The organism is Pseudomonas sp. TE50-2 (assembly GCF_040813665.1).
GTDB lineage: Bacteria > Pseudomonadota > Gammaproteobacteria > Pseudomonadales > Pseudomonadaceae > Aquipseudomonas > Aquipseudomonas soli.
In genome coordinates, this window is sequence record NZ_JBFNXN010000001.1 from 5,485,748 (window position 1) to 5,504,909 (window position 19,162).

The window sequence follows — 19,162 nt, forward strand, 5'->3', positions numbered from 1 at the left end:
CCGCCCCCGCACCGAGGGGCGGCGTTGGCTAGCCTTTTTTGGCTTTACCCGCGCAGTACGGCGGGCAGATCAGGAAGGGAACAGCTTGCTCAGACAGCTGAGTTTTTTCTTGTAGGAATGTCGGGCTTGCAGCGCCTCTTCCAGAGTCACCGCGACGAAGCGGGCCTTCTGGTTGGGTTGCATCTGGCCAACCAGATCGAGGTCGGCGCTGATCACCGTGCCGATCATCGCGTAGCCGCCACCGGACACTGCATCGCGGTGCAGAATGATGGGCTCGAGCCCTGCCGGCACCTGGATAGAGCCGATCGGGTAGCAGCTGTCGACGATGTTCGAAGGATCGGAGCCGGCGCCGAACGGCTGCTCGCGAGGCTGAAAGCTCAGCGGGCTGCCACCCTTGAAGCGATAGCCGATGCGATCTGCCTCCGAGCCGACGGTCCAGGCTTCGGCGAAAAAGCTGTCCGCCGCCGCCAGGGTCAAGCGATCGTAGTACAGCCCCGGCACCACCCGCAGGGTGACCTCCCCTCCCAGCGACTGTCGTAACGCCATGGGCAGACTCGCCCCGACGCGCCCCTTGCCGCTGGCGGCGCCTACCGGCAGTTCATCGCCAATCACCAGCCTGCGCCCCTGAAAACCACCCAGCGCCCCCAGCGCGTAGGTGGAGCGACTGCCGAGCACCACCGGTACATCGATACCGCCGGCCACCGCCAGATAAGCCCGCGCGCCAGCCTTGGGAAAATCGAAACGCAGCACTTGTCCGGCCTTCACTTCGAAGGCAGTGTCCAGATGCATGTCCACGCCATCGACTTTCGGCGTCATCTGCGCACCACATACCGCCACCAGGGCGTCCTGCTGAAACTCCAGCTCCGGCCCCAGCAAGGTGCACTCCAGCGCCGCCGAATTGGCCGGATTGCCCACCAACTGATTGGCCGCGCTCAGGGCGTACTGGTCCAGTGCCCCGGAAGGTGGTATCCCCAGATGGTAATAGCCCTCGCGGCCGAGGTCCTGCACTGAGGTGGCCAGGCCTGGTTTGAGTACCTTGATCATGCCAGCACCTCCTGCAGCGACTTGGGATAGCCGATCGGGTCGGCGAGGAACGCATCGAGCGAGAACTCCACTGGACGGATGCGCAGATCGAAGCGCCCGGCTTCGACCTCGGCCACGGCGTGGTCATAGGCATCGCGGTCCATCGACTTGAACTGCACGATGTCGCCGGGACGGAAGAACACCATGTGTTCCTTGAGGTACCCCAGGCTTTGCTGCGGGTCGTAGATCGGTGCCGGAGTGACGCCAAACATCTGATATCCACCGGCGCCACGCACCGAGTAGATGCAACCGAAGCAGCCGCCATGGCCCAGGGTCAATTTCGGCGTGTCGGTACGGGGTCGCAGGTACTTGGGCACCTGCAACTGCCGTTCGCGCTCGACCATCTGGAACATGAACGGCAGGCCCGCCACGAAGCCCACCATCGAAACGAACCACGGCGCGCCACTGTGGGCGGCGATGAACGCCTCGACGTCGGCCAGGCCGTTGATGCGCGCGGCGTACTCCAGGTCCGTGGCGTTCGGGTCCTGGTGGCGGTCGCGGAAGCGCATCAGGGTTTCGTGGGTCCACGGATCGTTGTAGAGCACCGGGATCTCGATGATCCGGGTATGCAGGGTGCGCTCGGCCACAGCCTCGGCTTCGGCGCCCTTCACCGCTTCGAGCAGATCAGCCGGGGCGATGCGGTCCGGATCGAAACGGATCTGGAACGAGGCGTTGGCCAGGCACACGTCGAGCACGCCATCGAGGGCCAAGCGCTCCACCGCACGGGTGACGGCCATGCCCTTGAAGAAGGCTTCAAGGGACATGCTGTCGCTGACTTCGGCAAACAGATGTTCGTCGGCGCCAAAGCTGTAGCGAATCGGACTGCTCATGCTGCACCTCCGCTGCGGCGCTCGGCCAGCCAGGTTTCCAAAGTGCCGGTGTGGAAATCGGCGGTGTGCAGCCAGGGTTGCTCCAGCAACTCGCCGTGCAGAGACAAGGTGCTGGCCATGCCCGTGAGCGTGGTCTGCTCCACGGCCAGTCGCGCGCGGGCCAGGGCCTCGGTGCGATCGCTGCCATGGACGATCAGCTTGGCCAGCAGCGAGTCATAGTATGGCGGTACTCGGTAGCCTTCATACAGATGGCTGTCGACGCGCACGCCCTCGCCTTCCGGCCAGTTCAGCGTTTGCACAAGCCCTGGACTTGGGAAGAAATCCCGCGCCGGGTCTTCGGCGTTCAGGCGCATTTGCAGGGCCGCGCCGTTGAGCCGGATATCGCTTTGCTTGAGGCCCAGCGGTTCGCCGCCGGCGATGCGCAACATGGCCTGAACCAGATCGATGCCGGTGATCAGCTCGCTGACCGGGTGTTCCACCTGGATCCGCGTGTTCATCTCGATGAAGAAAAACTCTCCGGTGGCGTCGTCGTACAGATACTCAAGGGTGCCCGCGCCCTGATAGCCCAGGGCCTCGGTCAGGCGCACGGCACTCGCGCAGAGGGTCTCGCGCTGCTGCGCGTCGAGGACCGGCGACGGCGCTTCTTCGAAGATCTTCTGCCGGCGGCGTTGCAGCGAACACTCGCGTTCGAACAGATGCACCGCATGCTTGCCGTCGCCCAGCACCTGCACTTCGATGTGCCGGGCCTTGCCGATGAAGCGCTCCAGATACACCGCGCCGTTGCCGAAGGCGGCCTGGGCTTCGCGCTGGGAACGGGGGAATTCTTCGCTCAGTTGCTGCGGGTTTTCCGCCAGGCGAATGCCACGCCCGCCGCCACCGGCCGAGGCCTTGATCAGCAGCGGGAAGCCGACGGATTCGGCGGCTTTGAGCGCCGACTCCACATCGAACAGTTCATCCGGGGAGCCGGGCACCACCGGCACACCCGCGGCTTGCGCAGTGCGCCGGGCTTCGGCCTTGTCGCCCATGCGCCGGATGGTCTCGGGGCTTGGGCCGACGAAAATCGCCCCGGCGGCTTGCACCGCTTCGGCAAATTCGGCGTTCTCCGAGAGAAAGCCGTAGCCTGGGTGCACCGCGTTGGCGCCGGTGGCCTTCAGGGCACCGAGCAGCGCTTCAACATTGAGGTAGCTCTTGTCGGCGCGGGCCGGGCCAAGGATGTGCACTTCGTCGGCCATGCGTGCGGCCTGGGAATCGACGTCTGCTTCGCTGCACGCCGCCACAGTGGGAATCCCCAGCGCTTGCGCGGCGCGGATGATCCGCACGGCAATCTCGCCGCGGTTGGCGATCAGCAACTTACGAATGCCTTGAGTCATGGTTGTGCCCTCACGCGTCTTCGAGTGTGGCGATGACCTGACCCGGCTCAACCGGATCACCGTCTTCGACCAGAAACGCGTCCAGACGCCCTGCCGTACCCGCGGTCAGTTCGGAAAACTGCTTCATGACCTCGATCAGGCCGATCACCGTGTCGGCGCTGACGTTGGCACCGGCCTCGACGTAGTTCGGCGATTCCGGGGTGGCCTTGCGGTAGAAAGTCCCCGGCAACGGGGTGATGACTGTGTGCTGCGCCATGTCTGTTCCTCTTGGAATATTTGTAGAAAGGCAGGCAAGAAATCTGTGTGTCGAGTAAGTCCTGGCGTCTGCGTGCCAGGTGTCTTCGGTTGCGTTATCGCGGTGCGCGCACCTTGATCCCCGCGCCATCGAGCGCATTACGGGTAGCCTCGACCAGTGCCAGGGCACCGGGTGTATCGCTGTGCAAGCAAATGGAGTCGAATTCGATCGCCAGGTCTTCACCCTCCACCGTGCGCACCACGCCTTCCTGACAGGCACGCAGTACCCGCGCCGCTACTTGCGTCGGGTCGTAGGCACGCACATTGCGGGTGAAGACGATGGAGCCGCTGAGGTCGTATTCGCGGTCGGCGTAGAACTCGCGGATCACCGGTTGGCCGAGCTCCGTGGCGATACGCCAGATCGCCGAGTCGGGCATGCAATACAGCAGCAGCTCGGGCTCCAGGCGCTGCAGGTTTTCCACCAGCAAACGCGCCGCTTCCTCGTCCCGGGCCAGGTGCATGTACAGCGCGCCGTGGGGTTTGATGTGTTGCAGGGCTACGCCTTGAACCCGGGCGAGTTCACGCAGGGCGCCCAGCTGATAGAGCATGTCGTCCACCAGCTCCTGGGCCGGTGCATTGATGTGACGGCGGCCGAAACCGACCAGGTCGCGAAAGCCCGGATGGGCACCGACGGCCACGCCCAGGCGCTTGGCCTGCTCGACAGTGCGACGCATGGTGCCGGGATCGCCGGCATGGAAGCCGGTGGCGATGTTGGCCGAGCTGATGAAGCCCATCAGTTCGTTGTCGACTCCGTCGCCGATAGTCCACGGACCGAAGCCTTCGCCCATGTCCGAATTGAAATCTACTGCCTGCATGACACTTGCTCCTGACCCTTGTGACTTCATGCAGAGCACGTTAAATTCCAGCCAACCCCTTGGGAAGATCTATTATCAGAGGGGATATCTTCTGAAAATCAGATACCTCATCCAGCGGATTGTTCATGTCACTGACCCTGCGCCAGGTTCGCTATTTCGTCGCCACGGCCGAGATCGGGCAAATCTCCCAGGCTGCGATTCATTTGAATATTTCCCAGTCGGCGGTGACCACGGCGATCAAGGAGCTGGAGGGCATGCTCGGCACGCTGCTGTTCCAGCGCTCGGCCCAGGGCATGAGCCTGACCGATGCCGGACGGCACTTTCTCAATCGGGCCTACGTGATCTTGCGCAGCGTCGACGACGCCCTTAACAGCCCACTGCCGGACGTTCGCGCCACCGGCCTGTTGCGGATAGCGGCCAGTTACACGGTGATCGGCTACTTCCTGCCGCACCATCTGCAACGCCTGGAACACTGGCACCCGGACGTGGCCATCGAAGTGCACGAACGGGAGCGCCAGGCCATCGAGCAAGGCCTGCTGGAAGGCGAATTCGACATGGCGGTGGTGCTGACCTCGAACCTGACCCACCCGGACATCGTCTCGAAAACCCTGTTCAATTCCGAGCGCCGGCTGTGGCTGCCCAGCCATCACCCGCTGTGCGAACACTCGGCCGTGAGCCTTGCCGACGTCACACACGAGCCCTTCATCCTGCTTACCGTCGACGAAGCCGAACAAAGCGCCATGCGCTACTGGGAACATGCCCGACAGCAGCCCAACGTGCGGATCCGCACCAGCTCCGTGGAAGCAGTGCGCAGCATGGTGGCCAACGGCAGCGGCGTGGCGATCCTCTCCGACCTGGTACACCGCCCCTGGTCGCTGGAGGGTAAACGCATCGAAACCGTGACCATCACCGACAAGGTCACCCCCATGAGCGTCGGCCTGGCCTGGCATCGCGAGCGGGAATTCAGCCCGGCGATGCACGCGTTCCACAATTACTTCCACGACGCATTCCTGGCGCCGCAGCAACTTTCCGCACGGCGCTGAAAGCAGCGAAAGCCTATCCGAGTGATGGACTGGCCAACAGCAATTAGTCCACCAATCTGCTCAGCAGCCGGTGCCCGTCAACTGTAACCTCCACCATCGCCGACAGCATGACGCTGTCTGCACCATCCTGTGTGTGGACAGTCCAAAAATCAGGCGGCTGGAAGCGCACCCCGAATGCGCCTGCCTTCGCGATCACATAAACATTCAGCACCTGCCCTGGTTGCATGAGGGTGTTATCGTTTGTGTAGCCCTTGTAACCCAGCACCTGAGGTTCCTGTACCCGCGACTGCCCCATGGCGTAGCCCGCGAGTTCATGAATCGCAACCGCCTGGTTGGCGTCAAGCACCTCTTGAATGGCCTGGCCCACATTGAACAGCGGCTCGCCACCACGAACCTGATCAATGCCACTGCGCAACGCGCTGCGGGCTGTTGCCAACAACTGTCGCTGCTGTTCGGTGGCGTTGGCGGTGGCAAATGTCCAAACCTGGGCGACATGGGCCTGGGCCGAAGCCGCAACCAACTCAACTTTAACCAAGGCTGCGTTCGGGAATGGGGTATTAGTAGGCGGTGCGTTACCCACTTGGCTATTCACCGACACCGGCACGGCTGCCGTATAGCCTTTGTAGCCCACTAGCATTGGTAGCCAGCCGTAGCGTTCGAACTGCGTCAATACGTAGCGTTGAATCGCCGCACCGCTGCCGCCCTCGCGGATCATCGGCTTGACCTTGAGCAACAGGTCACTGGCCAACGGTGCGAGCCGAGTCTCCTCGGCAAGGATTGTCGAGCTATCTAGTTGAGTGATGCCAACCGCACGGAAGCGATTAGCTTCGGCATAACTCTCGAGCGATGACTCTGTGGCGAAAATATTCACGCAATAGAGCAACAACAATATCCCTATGCTTCTCAAAATTTAACTCCTTGACAGGTACGCTCAGAAAGATGATCTCCGCCCCGACCATAAGGATTTGCCCGCTCTGAAAACACTGCTTTGGTTCGGAAACAGCCGGACACGAGCGACTGAGTCGCCTTATAGATAATAATCACCAGGTCTGATGCCGACCTCACACAGCGCGGTGATGATGAACGGCCCCTTCCTCGCCAGATACTCAGCCATACCGCCGGTATTGGAGGCCTCCAGCTCGAGCTTGAGGTCATGATATCGCTGCCGGAGGGAGGCGTCGTTTCTGAGCAGATCCCTGAACGTCAGCATCTGGATGACTGAATCGTGACCACACCTGCAAATATGGATCTTGTGGGTGCGCACCTCGCCAACATTGCGGCGGTAGAAATGGTGTCCTTCCGACAGGTCAGTGCCACGTACATACCCCAGTTTCAGCAACACCTGGTCCCGCGCTGCCTCATTGCGATGCTCTGAAACCTCGATCAGCACATCGATCTCTGGCTTGGCTGCAAGTTGCGGGACAGCCGTGCTGCCGACATGGTGCAGGGCGAGAAGCTCATCACCGAATGCCGAAGCGAGCAGCACTTTGTCCGCCTCGTACCGCTGCGGCCATTCAGGGTTGTAGATCGTGATCTTGCTGGTCAGCGCCATGGGCCATCCTTAGGCAGGTTGAAACGTTGTGATGCGTCTTCAAGGCAGGCGTCTGCCAACAATCAAACGAGAACGGCCTCTAATGACCTCGCACCATCTGATCAGGCAATGCTCCCAGGCTCGCGAGAAAAACTTCGGTATCTCGATTGGACCGCAGGCAGACCACGCGACAACCCAACGGGGCGGTCGCCACGAATCGCTTCATCGCCTCCCGGGACGAGTTTTTCGTCCGCCACATGAACCTGAAAAACTCCGGCAGGTTGGCCAGCAGTTCCGGACAGTCGTCCGGCAAGTCAGGCCGAGATCGACCGCGGCTCAGCATCGTTCTGAAGAACACACGCCAGAATCGAAGCGGCGCCGAGCGATCGATCCATATCACCGTGTCAGCGCGGGCCAGCCGGTTTTGCCATGTCGTCGAGTGCCCGCCTTCGAAGATCCAACGCTCACGGGCCTCGACCTCATGGCAAAGACGCGTCTTCTCGTCACGGCTGCGCTCAACCCACCCTGGCTGCCAGTGAATCGTGTCGATATGCACGACCGGCAAGCCCGTGCGCTCGCCAAGCTTGCGCGCCAGGGTACTTTTCCCAGACCCTGGCTGACCAACGATCATCACCCGTTGCATTGAAGCGCCCTCTCGCCATGCCTGCTGATTTTTGGGGGCGCGATTGTACGGCAACGGCGGGTTCGGTCAACTGCAAGCGCATGCATGCGTTGAGCGTCCGTCGTAGGTCGCTAGCGGTTGGTCGTTGATGACTGGTATCGACCCATGGCGGTCAGCCGATCCGAGTGCGAAAGCTGGACGACATGTGCCAGGGTGCAGCGGAGTCGACATGCACATGTCTCTGCTGCCTCGGCACGAACGGGGTATCAAGCGTGCCAAGCGCTATGGATATCCAGTCGGCGTATTCACCTTCGGAGCGTGACCAGAACAAAGTCGAGCCGCACTCCATACAGAACTCGCGCAGTACCGTCGGTGAAGATGCATAGATCTTGATGCTATCGGCGCCGCGAAGTACTCGCAGCTTGCTACGCGGAACGCTTCCATAGGATGCAAATGCAGCTCCGTGACCTTTGCGGCACTGGCTGCAATGGCAATGACTCACTGCCTTTGGCGGAGTGCCTAGCTCGAAACTGACTGCTGAGCACAAGCAGCTTCCTCGGTATGTCTTTGTCATTGACGACTCCATGCATTTGGCGCCAGCGTAACCGTCCTGGCTGAATGGGTCGACACGTTGTAAGTAGCTCTCCGTAAATGGCTGCTTTGGATCGAAAGCGGCCATCCACGACGCTCCGTTTTCGACCCAAACCGGACATTGCATCAGGCAACAAGTGATATCCATCAAAGTCGTAACAAACTCCAGGAAGTCTCACTAAAGTACTTTACGTATCTCCCGAACGACCAGCGCCTCGACACTTCCCTCATCCATCCCCATCGAGAACACTGCGCAACACGCGGCGGGCTCGCCCCCACATCCAAAGCCGTATCCACAAAGGTGCGGTGGATAGCCGCAGGCATCTGCCATCCAGTACGCCATGCCCCGAAATACAAGGCCTCAACAAACAAGCCCGTCATCTGATATGGTTTTTATCTCGATACCTGGGCCTGTGCTGAAAACAGATAGCGGGCCATAGTGCCCTGGCCTGATCGAGGCCTGATGAGCGACGAACCATGAGCGACAGAATCCCCTTCCGAGTCATCGAGGTTGCCCCCACCACCCACAAGAGCAAAAGCCAGGTGGCCGGTGGCATCCATACACGCAGTTTCACCGGCTTCTACCGCAACCTGCGGATCGCCTTCGCCGGCTTGCTGTTCGTGCTGTTCTTCGGCACCGCCTGGTTGCAATGGGGCGACCGCCAGGCCGTGCTCTGGGACCTGGCCGACAGCAAGTTCCATATCTTCGGCGCGACCTTCTGGCCGCAGGACTTCATCCTGCTGTCGGCGCTGCTGATCATCTGCGCCTTCGGCCTGTTCGCCATCACCGTGTTTGCCGGGCGCGTGTGGTGCGGCTACAGCTGCCCGCAGAGCACCTGGACCTGGCTGTTCATGTGGTGCGAGAAGATCGCCGAGGGCGACCGTAACCAGCGCATCAAGCTGGCCGCCGCGCCCTGGGGCGTGGAGAAGATCGCCCGCCGCGGCCTCAAGCACGGCCTGTGGTTGGCCATAGGCGTGCTCACCGGGCTGACCTTCGTCGGCTACTTCACGCCGATCCGCCCGCTGGCCGCCGAACTGTTCACCTTCGAGCTGGGTGGCGTGGCCTTGTTCTGGGTGCTGTTCTTCACTGCCGCCACCTACCTCAACGCCGGCTGGCTGCGCGAGGCGGTGTGCATGCACATGTGCCCCTATGCGCGGTTCCAGAGCGTGATGTTCGACAAGGACACCCTGGCGGTGGCCTACGACCCCAGCCGCGGTGAAGCCCGTGGCCCGCGCAAGAAAGGCAGCGACGCGCGCAGCCAGGGCCTGGGCGACTGCATCGACTGCACCCTGTGCGTGCAGGTGTGCCCCACCGGCATCGATATCCGCGAAGGCCTGCAGATGGCCTGCATCGGCTGCGCCGCCTGCATCGACGCCTGCGACGGGGTGATGGACAAGATGGGCTATGCCCGTGGCCTGATCGGCTACAAGTCCGAACACAACCTGCAAGGTGGCAAGACCCACTGGCTGCGCCCTCGCCTGCTCGGCTACGCCGCCGCGCTGACGGTGATGATCGGCGCCCTGGTGCTGGCCCTGCAGATGCGCCCGATGGTGTCGATGGACGTGATCAAGGACCGTGGCCTGTTCCGCGAGAACGCCCTGGGCCAGATCGAGAACATCTACCTGCTCAAGATCATCAACAAGACCCAGGAACCGCAGCACTATCGCCTGCGCCTGGTGGACGCCGACGGCTTCGAGCTGCATGGCCGTACCGAGTTCACCCTGGCCTCCGGCGAGATGAGCGAGCTGCCGGTGTCGGTAGCGATGCTTGCCGATCGCCCGACCAGCAGCTCCCAGGAACTGACCTTCGAGATCCAGGACAGCGACCAGCCGGGTATCCGCAGCACCGCGCACAGCCGTTTCGTCGCGCCGATGAATCGCTGATCCCTTACACTGACCCTTACCTTGCCTGCCAAAACCATAATGAAACGCTACGAACGATTTGCCGACGACATTGCCGAACTGATCCGCTCCGGGGTGCTAGGCCCCGGCCAGCGGGTGCCTTCGGTGCGTTACGCCAGCCAGACCCACGGGGTCAGCCCGTCCACCGTGTTCCAGGCCTACTACCTGCTGGAGCGTCGCGGCCTGATCCGCGCGCGGCCGCGTTCGGGTTACTTCGTCAACGCCCACGCGCCGCGGCCGTTCTGCGAGCCGCAGCCCCAGGCGCCGGCCAGCGAGTCCACCGATGTCGATGTGAGCGGCCTGGTGTTCTCGATCCTCGACTCGATCAAGGACCCGCACACCGTCCCGTTCGGCTCGGCCTTCCCCAGCCCGAACCTGTTCCCGCTGCAGCGCCTGTCCCGTTCGCTGGCCAGCGCCAGCCGGGCCATGGACCCGCGTATGGTGGTCACCGACCTGTCACCCGGCAACCCGCAACTGCGCCGGCAGATCGCCCTGCGCTACATGGTCGGCGGGCTGATGCTGCCCATGGAAGAACTGCTGATCACCAACGGCGCGCTGGAAGCGTTGAACCTGTGCCTGCAGGCGGTGACCCAGCCCGGCGACCTGGTGGCCATCGAGGCGCCGGCCTTCTATGCCTGCCTGCAGGTGCTCGAGCGCCTCAAGCTCAAGGCGGTGGAAATCCCGGTGCACCCGCGCGAGGGCATGGACCTCAACGTGCTGGCCCAGACCCTGGAAAAACACCCGGTCAAGGCCGTGTGGTGCATGACCAACTTCCAGAACCCGGTGGGCGCGAGCATGCCGGAGGCCAAGAAACAGGAGCTGGTCGAGCTGCTGCGCCGCCACCAGGTGCCGCTGATCGAGGATGACGTCTACGCCGAGCTGTACTACTCACAGCAGGCGCCGAAGCCGGCCAAGGCCTTCGACACCGAAGGGCTGGTGATGCATTGCGGCTCGTTCGCCAAGAGCCTGGCCCCCGGTTATCGCATCGGCTGGGTCGCGGCGGGGCGCTTTGCGCAGAAGATCGAGCGGCTCAAGCTGATGACCTCGCTGTGCGCCTCAATGCCGGCCCAGGCAGCGATCGCCGACTACCTGCAGCACGGCGGCTACGATCGCCACCTGCGCAAGCTGCGCTACGCGCTGGAGGGCCAGCAGGCCAACATGCTCGCCGCCATCGCCCGTCACTTTCCGGCGCAGACCCGGGTCAGCCAGCCTTCCGGTGGCTACTTCCTGTGGCTGGAACTGCCCGAGCAGATGGACGCGTTGAAGCTGTTCCACATGGCGCTGGCCCAGGGTATCAGCATCGCGCCGGGGCCGATCTTCTCGCCGACTCGGCGCTTCGGCAACTGTATCCGCCTGAACTATGGCAGCCCTTGGGGTGACGGCGCAGAGCAGGCCATGGAGACCCTCGGGCGGATCGTGCGTTCGTTCTAGCCGTCGATGGACATGCAGGATACAGTTGGCTCACGCCCAACGCCGGACTCCGGACTCCTGCATGCCCGAACGTGAAATCCACGCATTGCGCCAGCGCAATGCCGAACTCGAACGCCAGCTCGCCCAACGCAAAGACATCGACAACAGCCTTTATCGCTTCCTGTTCGACACCATGGACGAGGGCTTCTGCGTCATCGAGTTCTTCGACGGCCCCCATGGGCCGCTGAGCGATTACATTCATGTCGTCGCCAACGCCGCCTACGCCCGCCATGCTGGCATACCCAATGTAGTCGGACAGAAGCTGCGGGAAATGGTGCCCGACGAGGCCGACGACTGGGTGGCCCGCTACGGCCAGGTATTGCGCACCGGCCAACCATTGCAGTTCGAACAGGAGCTGGTGGCCACAGGCAGGATCCTGGCGGTGACCACCTTCCGTGTCGAGCCCGCCGAGCGCAATCAGGTGGCGGTGCTGTTCCAGGACGTCACCGAGCGACGTCGGGCGGAAACCGCATTGCAACAGCTCAACGACCATCTCGAACAACGCGTGGCCGACGCCCTGGCCGAACGTAGCCTGTTCGCCGAACTGGTCGAGCACAGCGTGGCGCGCGTCCAGGTGGTGGACACCTCGCTACGTTTTCTTGCTGTCAATGCCCGTGCAGTCAAGGATTTCCAGTTTCTTTTCGGGCGCACGATCAAGGCAGGTGATCGCCTGGCCGATTGCCTGGACGGTTTCCCCGATGAGTACCAGCGTTCGGTAGCGTTCTGGCACCGGGCGCTGGCGGGCGAAAGCTTCATCGAAGTGATCGAATATGGGCGCGGCAACCAGCTGCGGCATTTCGAACTGCGCTTCAACCCCCTGCGCAACGCCGACGGCGGTGTTGTCGGCGCCTACCTGTTCGTCTACGACATCAGCCGTCAGGCCAGCGAGCAAAAGCGCCTGCTCGAAGCCGAGGAGGCCTTGCGTCAGGCGCAGAAGATGGAAGCCGTCGGCCAGCTTACCGGCGGCATCGCCCATGACTTCAACAACTTGCTCGGTGGCATCCTCGGCGCCCAGGAGCTGATGCGCCAACGCCTGGGCCAGGCACGCCACGAAGAGATTCCTGCCTTGCTCGATACCGCCAGCGATTCGGCACGACGGGCTGCGGCACTGGTGCATCGCCTGCTGGCGTTCTCGCGGCGCCAGACCTTGTTGCCACAGGCCACCGCAGTTGGCGCGCTGGTCCTCGACATGGAGGAGCTGATCCGTCGTAGCGTGGGACCGGCCATTGATCTCAGTGTCGTTTGCGCACCACAGCTCTGGCCAACCTTCATCGATCCCCCGCAACTGGAAAGCGCCCTGCTCAATCTGTGCATCAATGCCCGCGACGCCTTGCCCAATGGAGGACGAATCGAGATCAGCTGCGAGAACTGCCATCTGGACGAAACGAGCGCCGCAGCGCTCGACCTCCCGGCAGGCGATTACCTGCAACTCAACGTCGAGGACAATGGTCGCGGCATGACGCCGGAGGTGATCGAGCGGGCAATCGACCCGTTCTTCACCACCAAGCCGCTCGGCCAAGGGACCGGGCTGGGGCTATCGATGGCTTTCGGCTTCGTACGCCAGTCCGGCGGCCAGTTGCGGATCCGCTCGGCCATGGGCGAAGGTACGCGGGTCGAACTCTACCTGCCGCACCACCACGAGGCGCCAGCGCCACCGCAGGCGCTGCCGCAGGCCACACCGCTTGCGCACCTCGGGCAGGCACGCATCCTGCTGGTCGAGGACCAGGCCGCGCTACGCCTGGTAATCGGTGAGCTGCTGGAGGAACTCGGGCATGAAGTCCACGGCGCAGGCGACGGTGCCACGGCGCTGACTATGCTCGAGGGCGGGCTGGTTCCACAATTGTTGATCAGCGATATCGGATTGCCCGGCGGCCTCAATGGTCGCCAGGTCGCTGAGGCGAGCCGTGCCTTGCATCCGGGGTTGCCGGTACTGTTCATCACCGGTTATGACGAAAGCGCGGCGCTCGCCGATGGGCAACTGCCCCCACGTACGCGGGTACTGCGCAAACCGTTCGAGCTGATGGCCATTACCGACGCGGTGGCCCATTTGTTGAGCACCGGATGACCCCGGTCAGCGCCCGCCGCCCAGGTCGATGAAGCTTCCGGTCGAATAGGAAGCCTTGTCCGACAGCAGCCACATAATTGCCTCGGCCACTTCCTCGGGCTTGCCGCCCCGGCCCATCGGCAGGCCGGGTTCAAGCTTGCCGACCCGGTCCGGATCGCCACTCAAGGCATGGAAGCCGGTGTGGATGTACCCTGGTCGCACACCGTTGACGCGCACGCCCTCGCCCGCCACTTCCTTGGACAGGCCGAGGGTGAAGGTATCCAGCGCGCCCTTGGACGCGGCGTAGTCGACGTACTCGTTGGGCGAGCCGAGGCGCGCGGCCACCGACGACACATTGACGATCGCCCCGCCCTGCCCGCCATGGCGCCGGGCCATGCGCAGCAAGGCATGCTTGGCGCACAGCATCGGACCGACCACATTGGTCTTCATCACCTTGAGCAGGCGAAACTCGGACATCTCCTCGACCCGGCTCTGCTGGCCGATGGTGCCGGCGTTGTTGACCAGCGCGGTGACCGGCCCGAGCTCCTGGTCGACGCACTGGAACAGGCGCACTACTTCGTCCTCGACGCTGGCGTCGGCGCGCACGGCGATGGCCTCTGCGCCCAGCGCGCGGACCTGCGCCAGCATCGCCTCGGCGGCCTGGTCATCGGCGTGGTAGTTGATGCAGATGCGGTAACCCTGTTGCGCCGCCAGCAACGCGGTGGCGGCGCCGATGCCCCGGCTGGCGCCGGTGATGACGATGACCTTGTCCATGAGCCTGCCAAGTAGTTCGGAAAAGACCTACAAGATTAGGGGAAATGCCATCATTTGAAAACGGCAGGCTTATCGGATCTCTCCACAGCTTGGACTCAATGCCCTGCCGACGCCGGCGCGGCCTTGGCCGTGAACGGTGGCTTGGCCAGCCACACCAGCAGGATCAACCCGGCGAACACCCAGGTCAGCAAGGTGAAGTAGTCCACCGTCGACATCATGTACGCCTGGCTGTTGAGGATCTGCTCAAGCTTCGCGTAGTTCTGCGGGCTGGCCCCGCCCAGTTGTTCCAGGGTCTGGCGGGTGGCCGGCTCGAAGGTGCTGATGTGCTCGCTGAGGTAGGCATGGTGCTGGTCGGCCCGGCGAATCCAGATCCAGGTGGTCAGCGACGCGGCGAAACTGCCACCCAGGGTGCGCAGGAACGTCGCCAGCCCCGAACCGTCAGCGATCTGGTGCGGCGGCAGGTCCGACAGCAGGATGCTCAAGGTCGGCATGAAGAACAGCGCCACGCCGATGCCCATGAACAACTGCACCAGGGCGATGTGCAGGAAGTCCACCTCATTGGTGAAGCCGGCGCGCATGTAGCAACTGGTGCCGATCGCCAGGAAGGCGATACCGGCCAGCAGGCGCAGGTCGAAACGGTGCGCGTACTTGCCCACGAACGGCGACATCAGCACCGGCAACAGGCCGATCGGCGCCACCGCCAGGCCCGCCCAGGTGGCGGTGTAGCCCATCTGGGTCTGCAGCCATTGCGGCAGGATCAGGTTGATGCCGAAGAACCCCGCGTAGCCGCCCACCAGCACCAGGGTGCCGATGCGGAAGTTGCGGTGCACGAACAGGCGCAGGTTGACCACCGGGTGGCGGTCGGTCAGCTCCCAGATGACGAACACCGCCAGGAACACCACCGAGATCAGCGTGCCGATGACGATGAACGACGACTCGAACCAGTCCAGGTCGTTGCCCTTGTCCAGCACCACCTGCAAGGCACCGACACCGACAATCAGGGTCAGCAGGCCGATGTAGTCCATGGGCTGGCGGCTGGTGACCACCGGGCGCGTGCGCATCTGCTGGCGCACCACGGCGGCGGCGAACAGGCCGATCGGCACGTTGATGAAGAAGATCCACGGCCAGCTGTAGCTGTCGGTGATCCAGCCGCCGAGGATCGGCCCGGCAATCGGCGCGACCACCGTGACCATCGCCAGCAACGCCAGGGCCATCCCCCGTTTTGCCGGTGGGTACACGGCAATCAGCAGAGTCTGGGTCATCGGGTACAGCGGGCCGGCCACCACGCCCTGGAGCACCCGGAAGAACACCAGCTCGGGCATCGACTGGGCGATACCGCAGAGGAACGACGCCAGCACGAACAGCAGCGTGGCCCAGATGAACAACTTCACTTCGCCGAAGCGCCGGCTCAGCCAGCCGGTCAGTGGCAGGGCAATGGCGTTGCTCACCGCGAACGAGGTGATCACCCAGGTGCCCTGCTCCGAGCTCACCCCGAGGTTGCCGGAAATGGTCGGCAACGCCACGTTGGCGATGGTGGTGTCGAGCACCTGCATGAACGTCGCCAGGGACAGCCCGATCGTGGTCAGCAGCAGGCTCGGCGGGGTGAACTGCGCGGGGGCCGCCTGGCTCATCGCTGGGCCGTCTTGCCGGTGGCGCTGTTCTCGTGGATCAGCCGGGCGATCAGGTCATCGGCCTCGACCAACTGACGGTCGTACACCTCGGTGGTATAGCTGGCCTGCTGCGGCGGTTGCTGGGCCAGGGCCGGACCACTCTGGTCGTGCAGGTCGACTTCGGCGACGGTGGACAGGCCGATGCGCAGCGGGTGGCTTTTCAGCTGCTCAGGAGCCAGATGGATGCGTACCGGTACCCGCTGGACGATCTTGATCCAGTTGCCGGTGGCGTTCTGCGCCGGCAACAGGGCAAAGGCGCTGCCGGTGCCGGCGCCGAGGCTGTCGACGGTACCGGAGTAGGTCACTTCGCTGCCGTACAGGTCGGCGGTGATTTCCACCGGCTGGCCGATGCGCATGTCGCGCAGTTGGGTTTCCTTGAAGTTGGCGTCGACCCACACCTCGTCCAGCGGGATCACCGCCATGGTCGCGGTGCCCGGCTGCAGGCGCTGGCCCAGTTGCACGGTGCGCTTGGCGACATAGCCGGTGACCGGCGCCACCAGCGTGGTGCGGGCATGGTCCAGGTAGGCCTGGCGCAGGTCGGCGGCGGCGGCCATCACTTCCGGGTGCGACGAGACCACCGTGTCATCGACCAGCGCGGTGCTGGTGTTGAGTTGCTGGCGGGCACTGTTGACGGCGGCCTGGGCCACGGTCAGGTCATCGCGGGAGTGGGCGACTTCCTCGGCGGCGATGGCACCGCTGTCGGCCAGCACCTTACGTCGGTTGTAGTCCTGCTGGGCCTTTTGCAGCTCGGCCTGGCGGGTCTGCAGTTGCGCCTTGAGCGAGTCGACATTGCTGTACAGCCCGCGCACCTGGCGCACGGTGCGCGCCAGCTTGGCCTCGGCGGCCTGCAGGGCAACCTCGCTATCGGCCGGATCGAAGCGCAGCAGCACCTGGCCGGCATGCACCAGGTCGCCGTCGTCGGCGCCGATGCTGGTGACGGTGCCGCCCACCAGCGGAGTGATTTCCACGACGTTGCCATTGACGTAGGCATCGTCAGTGCTTTCGTGCCAGCGCCCGACCAGGCTGTACCAGGCCCAGGTGCCGACTCCTGCGAGGATCAGGATCAACAACAAAGCGAGCAGCCAGGCCTTGCGCTTGCCCGAGTTGTCAGGCTCAGGGGCCGGAGTGGAGGTGTCAACGGGAGTGGCCATGTCAATACCTTGGAAAATGCGTGACTGGGATCAACGGTCGCCGAAACGGCGGATCGTCAGAGGGTCGCCGGCGCCGAGCAGGACTTTGGCGAGCAGTTGCTCGAGGGTCTTGAGCTCCTCGGGCTGCAGCACGCCGACCAGTTCGTTCATTGCCGCCGCGCCGACCTGGGGCAGACGGTCGGCCAGGCGCTGACCGTCTGCGGTCAGGGCCAGGCGCACCTGGCGGCGGTCGTCGGGGCAACGGTTGCGCAGGATCAGGCCCTTCTGCTCGAGGCGGTCGAGCATGCGGGTCATCGAACCGCTGTCCAGGCCCAGGTAGCGGCACAGTTCGGCCGGGGTATCAACCTGGTACTGGGTGACGATGATCAGCACCTTGAACTGGGCGGCCGTGACGCCGTCGGCTTCGAGGTGCCAGTCGAGGATGCGGTCTTTGAGCAGCGCGGCGCGGCCGAGCAGCATGCCGATGGCGCAGGTCTGGAAGTTTTCCGGGGTGAAATGGGACATCGGCGGCCTGCTCGGGTAATTGTGTGAAAATATTACTGCTTAGGCAGTGAATGTCAAAGCTTTGATTAGGAGGCTAAATAAATATTCATTGGGAGGGGCTGAAAGCGTCAGCGCTTTGCTGCGTGAGAACAGGCAAGCAGCGCCACCTGAGGCAGCGCAGCGCGATGGGTGGCACCCGCTTGGCGGGCAAGCACCGTCCCTGTGGGAGCTGGCTTGCCAGCGATGAGGCCCTTGCAAGTATCACAAGACAGTTACGCCTACAGGGGGTCAGCCTCATGGAGCCTGGTTGTCTTGTGACGTCGTCAGTGTTGGCGCGCCACCTGCCACAACCGCGCCACATCCGCGGCCCGCGCCTTGAGCAACGCCCCCGCCTCGGCACAGGCCTGCTCCAGACTCATCGGCCCGCTGGCCAGGGCGAAGGCCGCATCGATGCCCTGCTCGTACAGTTGCTCGTAGCCCGCACCAAGCGTGCCCGCCAGCACCACCACCGGCACGCCGTGGCGCTTGGCCACCCGCGCCACACCGAGGGGTGTCTTGCCGCGCAGGGTCTGGGCATCGAAGCGCCCTTCGCCGGTAATCACCAGATCCGCGCCCTGCACCAGGGCATCGAGCCCGGCCAGCTCGGCGACCACCTCGACCCCCGGGCGGAACTGCGCGCCCATGAACGCCTTGGCCGCAAACCCCATCCCTCCGGCCGCACCGCTGCCTGGCTCGTCACGCACATCCTTGCCCAGTACACCCGCGCACTGATCGGCGAAGTGCGCCAGGGCCTGGTCCAGGGCCTGCACCTGCTCGGGGTTGGCACCCTTCTGCGGGCCGAAGATCGCCGAGGCGCCATTGGCGCCGCACAGCGGATTATCGACATCGGCGGCAACGTCCACTCGCACCTGCGCCAGGCGCGGGTCCAGGCCGCTGGCGTCAATGCGCGCCAACTGCGCCAGGGCCAGCCCGCCTTCGGCCAGCGGCTCGCCTCGGGCGTCCAGCAGGCGCAGGCCCAACGCGCGCAGCATGCCGCTGCCGCCGTCGTTGGTGGCGCTGCCGCCGATGGCCAGGACAATGCGCGAGGCGCCGGCCGCCAGCGCCGCGGCGATCAGCTCGCCGGTGCCCCAGGTGCTGCTGCGACAAGCATCGCGCTGCCCGCTGGGCACCAACTGGATGCCACTGGCCTGGGCCATCTCGATCACTGCCGTGCGACTCTCGGCCAGCCAGCCCCAAGCAGCCTCGGCGGGCTCGCCCAGCGGGCCGCGCACCACCTGACGGCGCAGCTCGCCCCGGCTGGCGGCGACAATTGCCTCCATGGTGCCTTCACCGCCATCGGCCATCGGGCATTCGATGCGCTCGCTGGCCGGCCACACTTCGGCCAGACCGCTGGCGATGGCGCGGGCGACACCAGCGGCGTCGAGGCTATCCTTGAACGAATCGGGGGCGATGACGATTTTCATGGGGATTCTCCTGTCCTGTTCCGCGC

General features: G+C 64.0%; 18 protein-coding genes. 4 read left to right on the plus strand and 14 right to left on the minus strand.

Features of this window, described 5'->3' with window-relative positions; all coding sequences use genetic code 11:
* Nucleotides 1-69: 69 nt before the first annotated feature.
* From AAHK21_RS24920 to AAHK21_RS24940, 5 genes are all read right to left on the minus strand, one after another.
* Nucleotides 70-1,044: a biotin-dependent carboxyltransferase family protein gene (locus AAHK21_RS24920; RefSeq protein ID WP_367858675.1), complete on the minus strand. Its 975-nt coding sequence runs from the start codon at nt 1,042-1,044 to the stop codon at nt 70-72.
* A complete protein-coding gene (locus tag AAHK21_RS24925; protein WP_263160277.1) occupies nt 1,041-1,913 on the minus strand; it encodes an allophanate hydrolase subunit 1 in 873 nt (290 codons plus the stop codon). Before AAHK21_RS24925 ends, AAHK21_RS24920 begins: the two co-directional genes overlap by 4 nt.
* Nucleotides 1,910-3,283 (minus strand): acetyl-CoA carboxylase biotin carboxylase subunit, encoded by a 1,374-nt coding sequence (locus tag AAHK21_RS24930; RefSeq protein ID WP_367858676.1) that lies wholly within the window; start codon nt 3,281-3,283, stop codon nt 1,910-1,912. The genes AAHK21_RS24925 and AAHK21_RS24930 overlap by 4 nt, the downstream gene beginning before the upstream one ends.
* A gap of 10 nt (nt 3,284-3,293) precedes the next feature.
* Entirely contained in the window at nt 3,294-3,539 is a 246-nt protein-coding gene (locus AAHK21_RS24935) for an acetyl-CoA carboxylase (RefSeq protein ID WP_023629552.1), read from the minus strand.
* Nucleotides 3,540-3,633: 94 nt separating this feature from the next.
* Nucleotides 3,634-4,392: a 5-oxoprolinase subunit PxpA gene (locus AAHK21_RS24940; protein WP_367238289.1), complete on the minus strand. Its 759-nt coding sequence runs from the start codon at nt 4,390-4,392 to the stop codon at nt 3,634-3,636.
* Nucleotides 4,393-4,517: 125 nt separating this feature from the next.
* On the opposite strand from AAHK21_RS24940, the gene AAHK21_RS24945 reads away from it, so the two are divergent.
* Nucleotides 4,518-5,435 (plus strand): LysR family transcriptional regulator, encoded by a 918-nt coding sequence (locus AAHK21_RS24945; RefSeq protein ID WP_367858677.1) that lies wholly within the window; start codon nt 4,518-4,520, stop codon nt 5,433-5,435.
* A 43-nt stretch (nt 5,436-5,478) separates the two neighbouring features.
* Here AAHK21_RS24945 and AAHK21_RS24950 read toward each other — a convergent pair whose 3' ends face one another.
* The 4 genes from AAHK21_RS24950 to AAHK21_RS24965 all read right to left on the minus strand — a co-directional run bounded on the left by AAHK21_RS24950 (nt 5,479) and on the right by AAHK21_RS24965 (nt 8,162).
* Nucleotides 5,479-6,342, minus strand: a complete 864-nt coding sequence (locus tag AAHK21_RS24950) for a M24 family metallopeptidase (RefSeq protein ID WP_367858678.1) — start codon at nt 6,340-6,342, stop codon at nt 5,479-5,481.
* A gap of 120 nt (nt 6,343-6,462) precedes the next feature.
* A complete protein-coding gene (locus AAHK21_RS24955) occupies nt 6,463-6,987 on the minus strand; it encodes a GrpB family protein (protein WP_367858679.1) in 525 nt (174 codons plus the stop codon).
* Between the two features lie 79 nt (nt 6,988-7,066).
* The gene (locus tag AAHK21_RS24960; RefSeq protein WP_367858680.1) at nt 7,067-7,609 is read right to left on the minus strand and encodes an AAA family ATPase; all 543 of its coding nucleotides are present in this window, start codon (nt 7,607-7,609) and stop codon (nt 7,067-7,069) included.
* A gap of 151 nt (nt 7,610-7,760) precedes the next feature.
* On the minus strand, nt 7,761-8,162 hold the full coding sequence (locus AAHK21_RS24965; RefSeq protein ID WP_367859033.1) for a GFA family protein: 402 nt from the start codon (nt 8,160-8,162) through the stop codon (nt 7,761-7,763).
* Nucleotides 8,163-8,656: 494 nt separating this feature from the next.
* Between AAHK21_RS24965 and ccoG the strand changes: the two genes are divergently transcribed.
* The 3 genes from ccoG (at nt 8,657) to AAHK21_RS24980 (ending at nt 13,616) form a co-directional block, all read left to right on the plus strand.
* Entirely contained in the window at nt 8,657-10,063 is a 1,407-nt protein-coding gene (gene ccoG / locus AAHK21_RS24970; RefSeq protein ID WP_046855276.1) for a cytochrome c oxidase accessory protein CcoG, read from the plus strand.
* A 39-nt stretch (nt 10,064-10,102) separates the two neighbouring features.
* Nucleotides 10,103-11,512: a GntR family transcriptional regulator MpaR gene (gene mapR, locus AAHK21_RS24975; RefSeq protein WP_367858681.1), complete on the plus strand. Its 1,410-nt coding sequence runs from the start codon at nt 10,103-10,105 to the stop codon at nt 11,510-11,512.
* Nucleotides 11,513-11,573: 61 nt separating this feature from the next.
* On the plus strand, nt 11,574-13,616 hold the full coding sequence (locus tag AAHK21_RS24980; protein ID WP_367858682.1) for a PAS domain-containing protein: 2,043 nt from the start codon (nt 11,574-11,576) through the stop codon (nt 13,614-13,616).
* A gap of 6 nt (nt 13,617-13,622) precedes the next feature.
* Here the strand turns inward: AAHK21_RS24980 and AAHK21_RS24985 are convergent, their stop codons facing one another.
* From AAHK21_RS24985 to AAHK21_RS25005, 5 genes are all read right to left on the minus strand, one after another.
* The gene (locus tag AAHK21_RS24985; protein WP_367858683.1) at nt 13,623-14,369 is read right to left on the minus strand and encodes an SDR family oxidoreductase; all 747 of its coding nucleotides are present in this window, start codon (nt 14,367-14,369) and stop codon (nt 13,623-13,625) included.
* Nucleotides 14,370-14,464: 95 nt separating this feature from the next.
* Entirely contained in the window at nt 14,465-16,000 is a 1,536-nt protein-coding gene (locus AAHK21_RS24990; RefSeq protein WP_046855272.1) for a DHA2 family efflux MFS transporter permease subunit, read from the minus strand.
* Nucleotides 15,997-17,190, minus strand: a complete 1,194-nt coding sequence (locus AAHK21_RS24995) for an HlyD family efflux transporter periplasmic adaptor subunit (protein ID WP_367858684.1) — start codon at nt 17,188-17,190, stop codon at nt 15,997-15,999. The genes AAHK21_RS24990 and AAHK21_RS24995 overlap by 4 nt, the downstream gene beginning before the upstream one ends.
* Before the next feature lie 30 nt (nt 17,191-17,220).
* Nucleotides 17,221-17,694 (minus strand): MarR family winged helix-turn-helix transcriptional regulator, encoded by a 474-nt coding sequence (locus tag AAHK21_RS25000; RefSeq protein ID WP_367858685.1) that lies wholly within the window; start codon nt 17,692-17,694, stop codon nt 17,221-17,223.
* Between the two features lie 302 nt (nt 17,695-17,996).
* Nucleotides 17,997-19,136 (minus strand): glycerate kinase, encoded by a 1,140-nt coding sequence (locus tag AAHK21_RS25005; protein ID WP_367858686.1) that lies wholly within the window; start codon nt 19,134-19,136, stop codon nt 17,997-17,999.
* Nucleotides 19,137-19,162 lie beyond the last annotated feature (26 nt).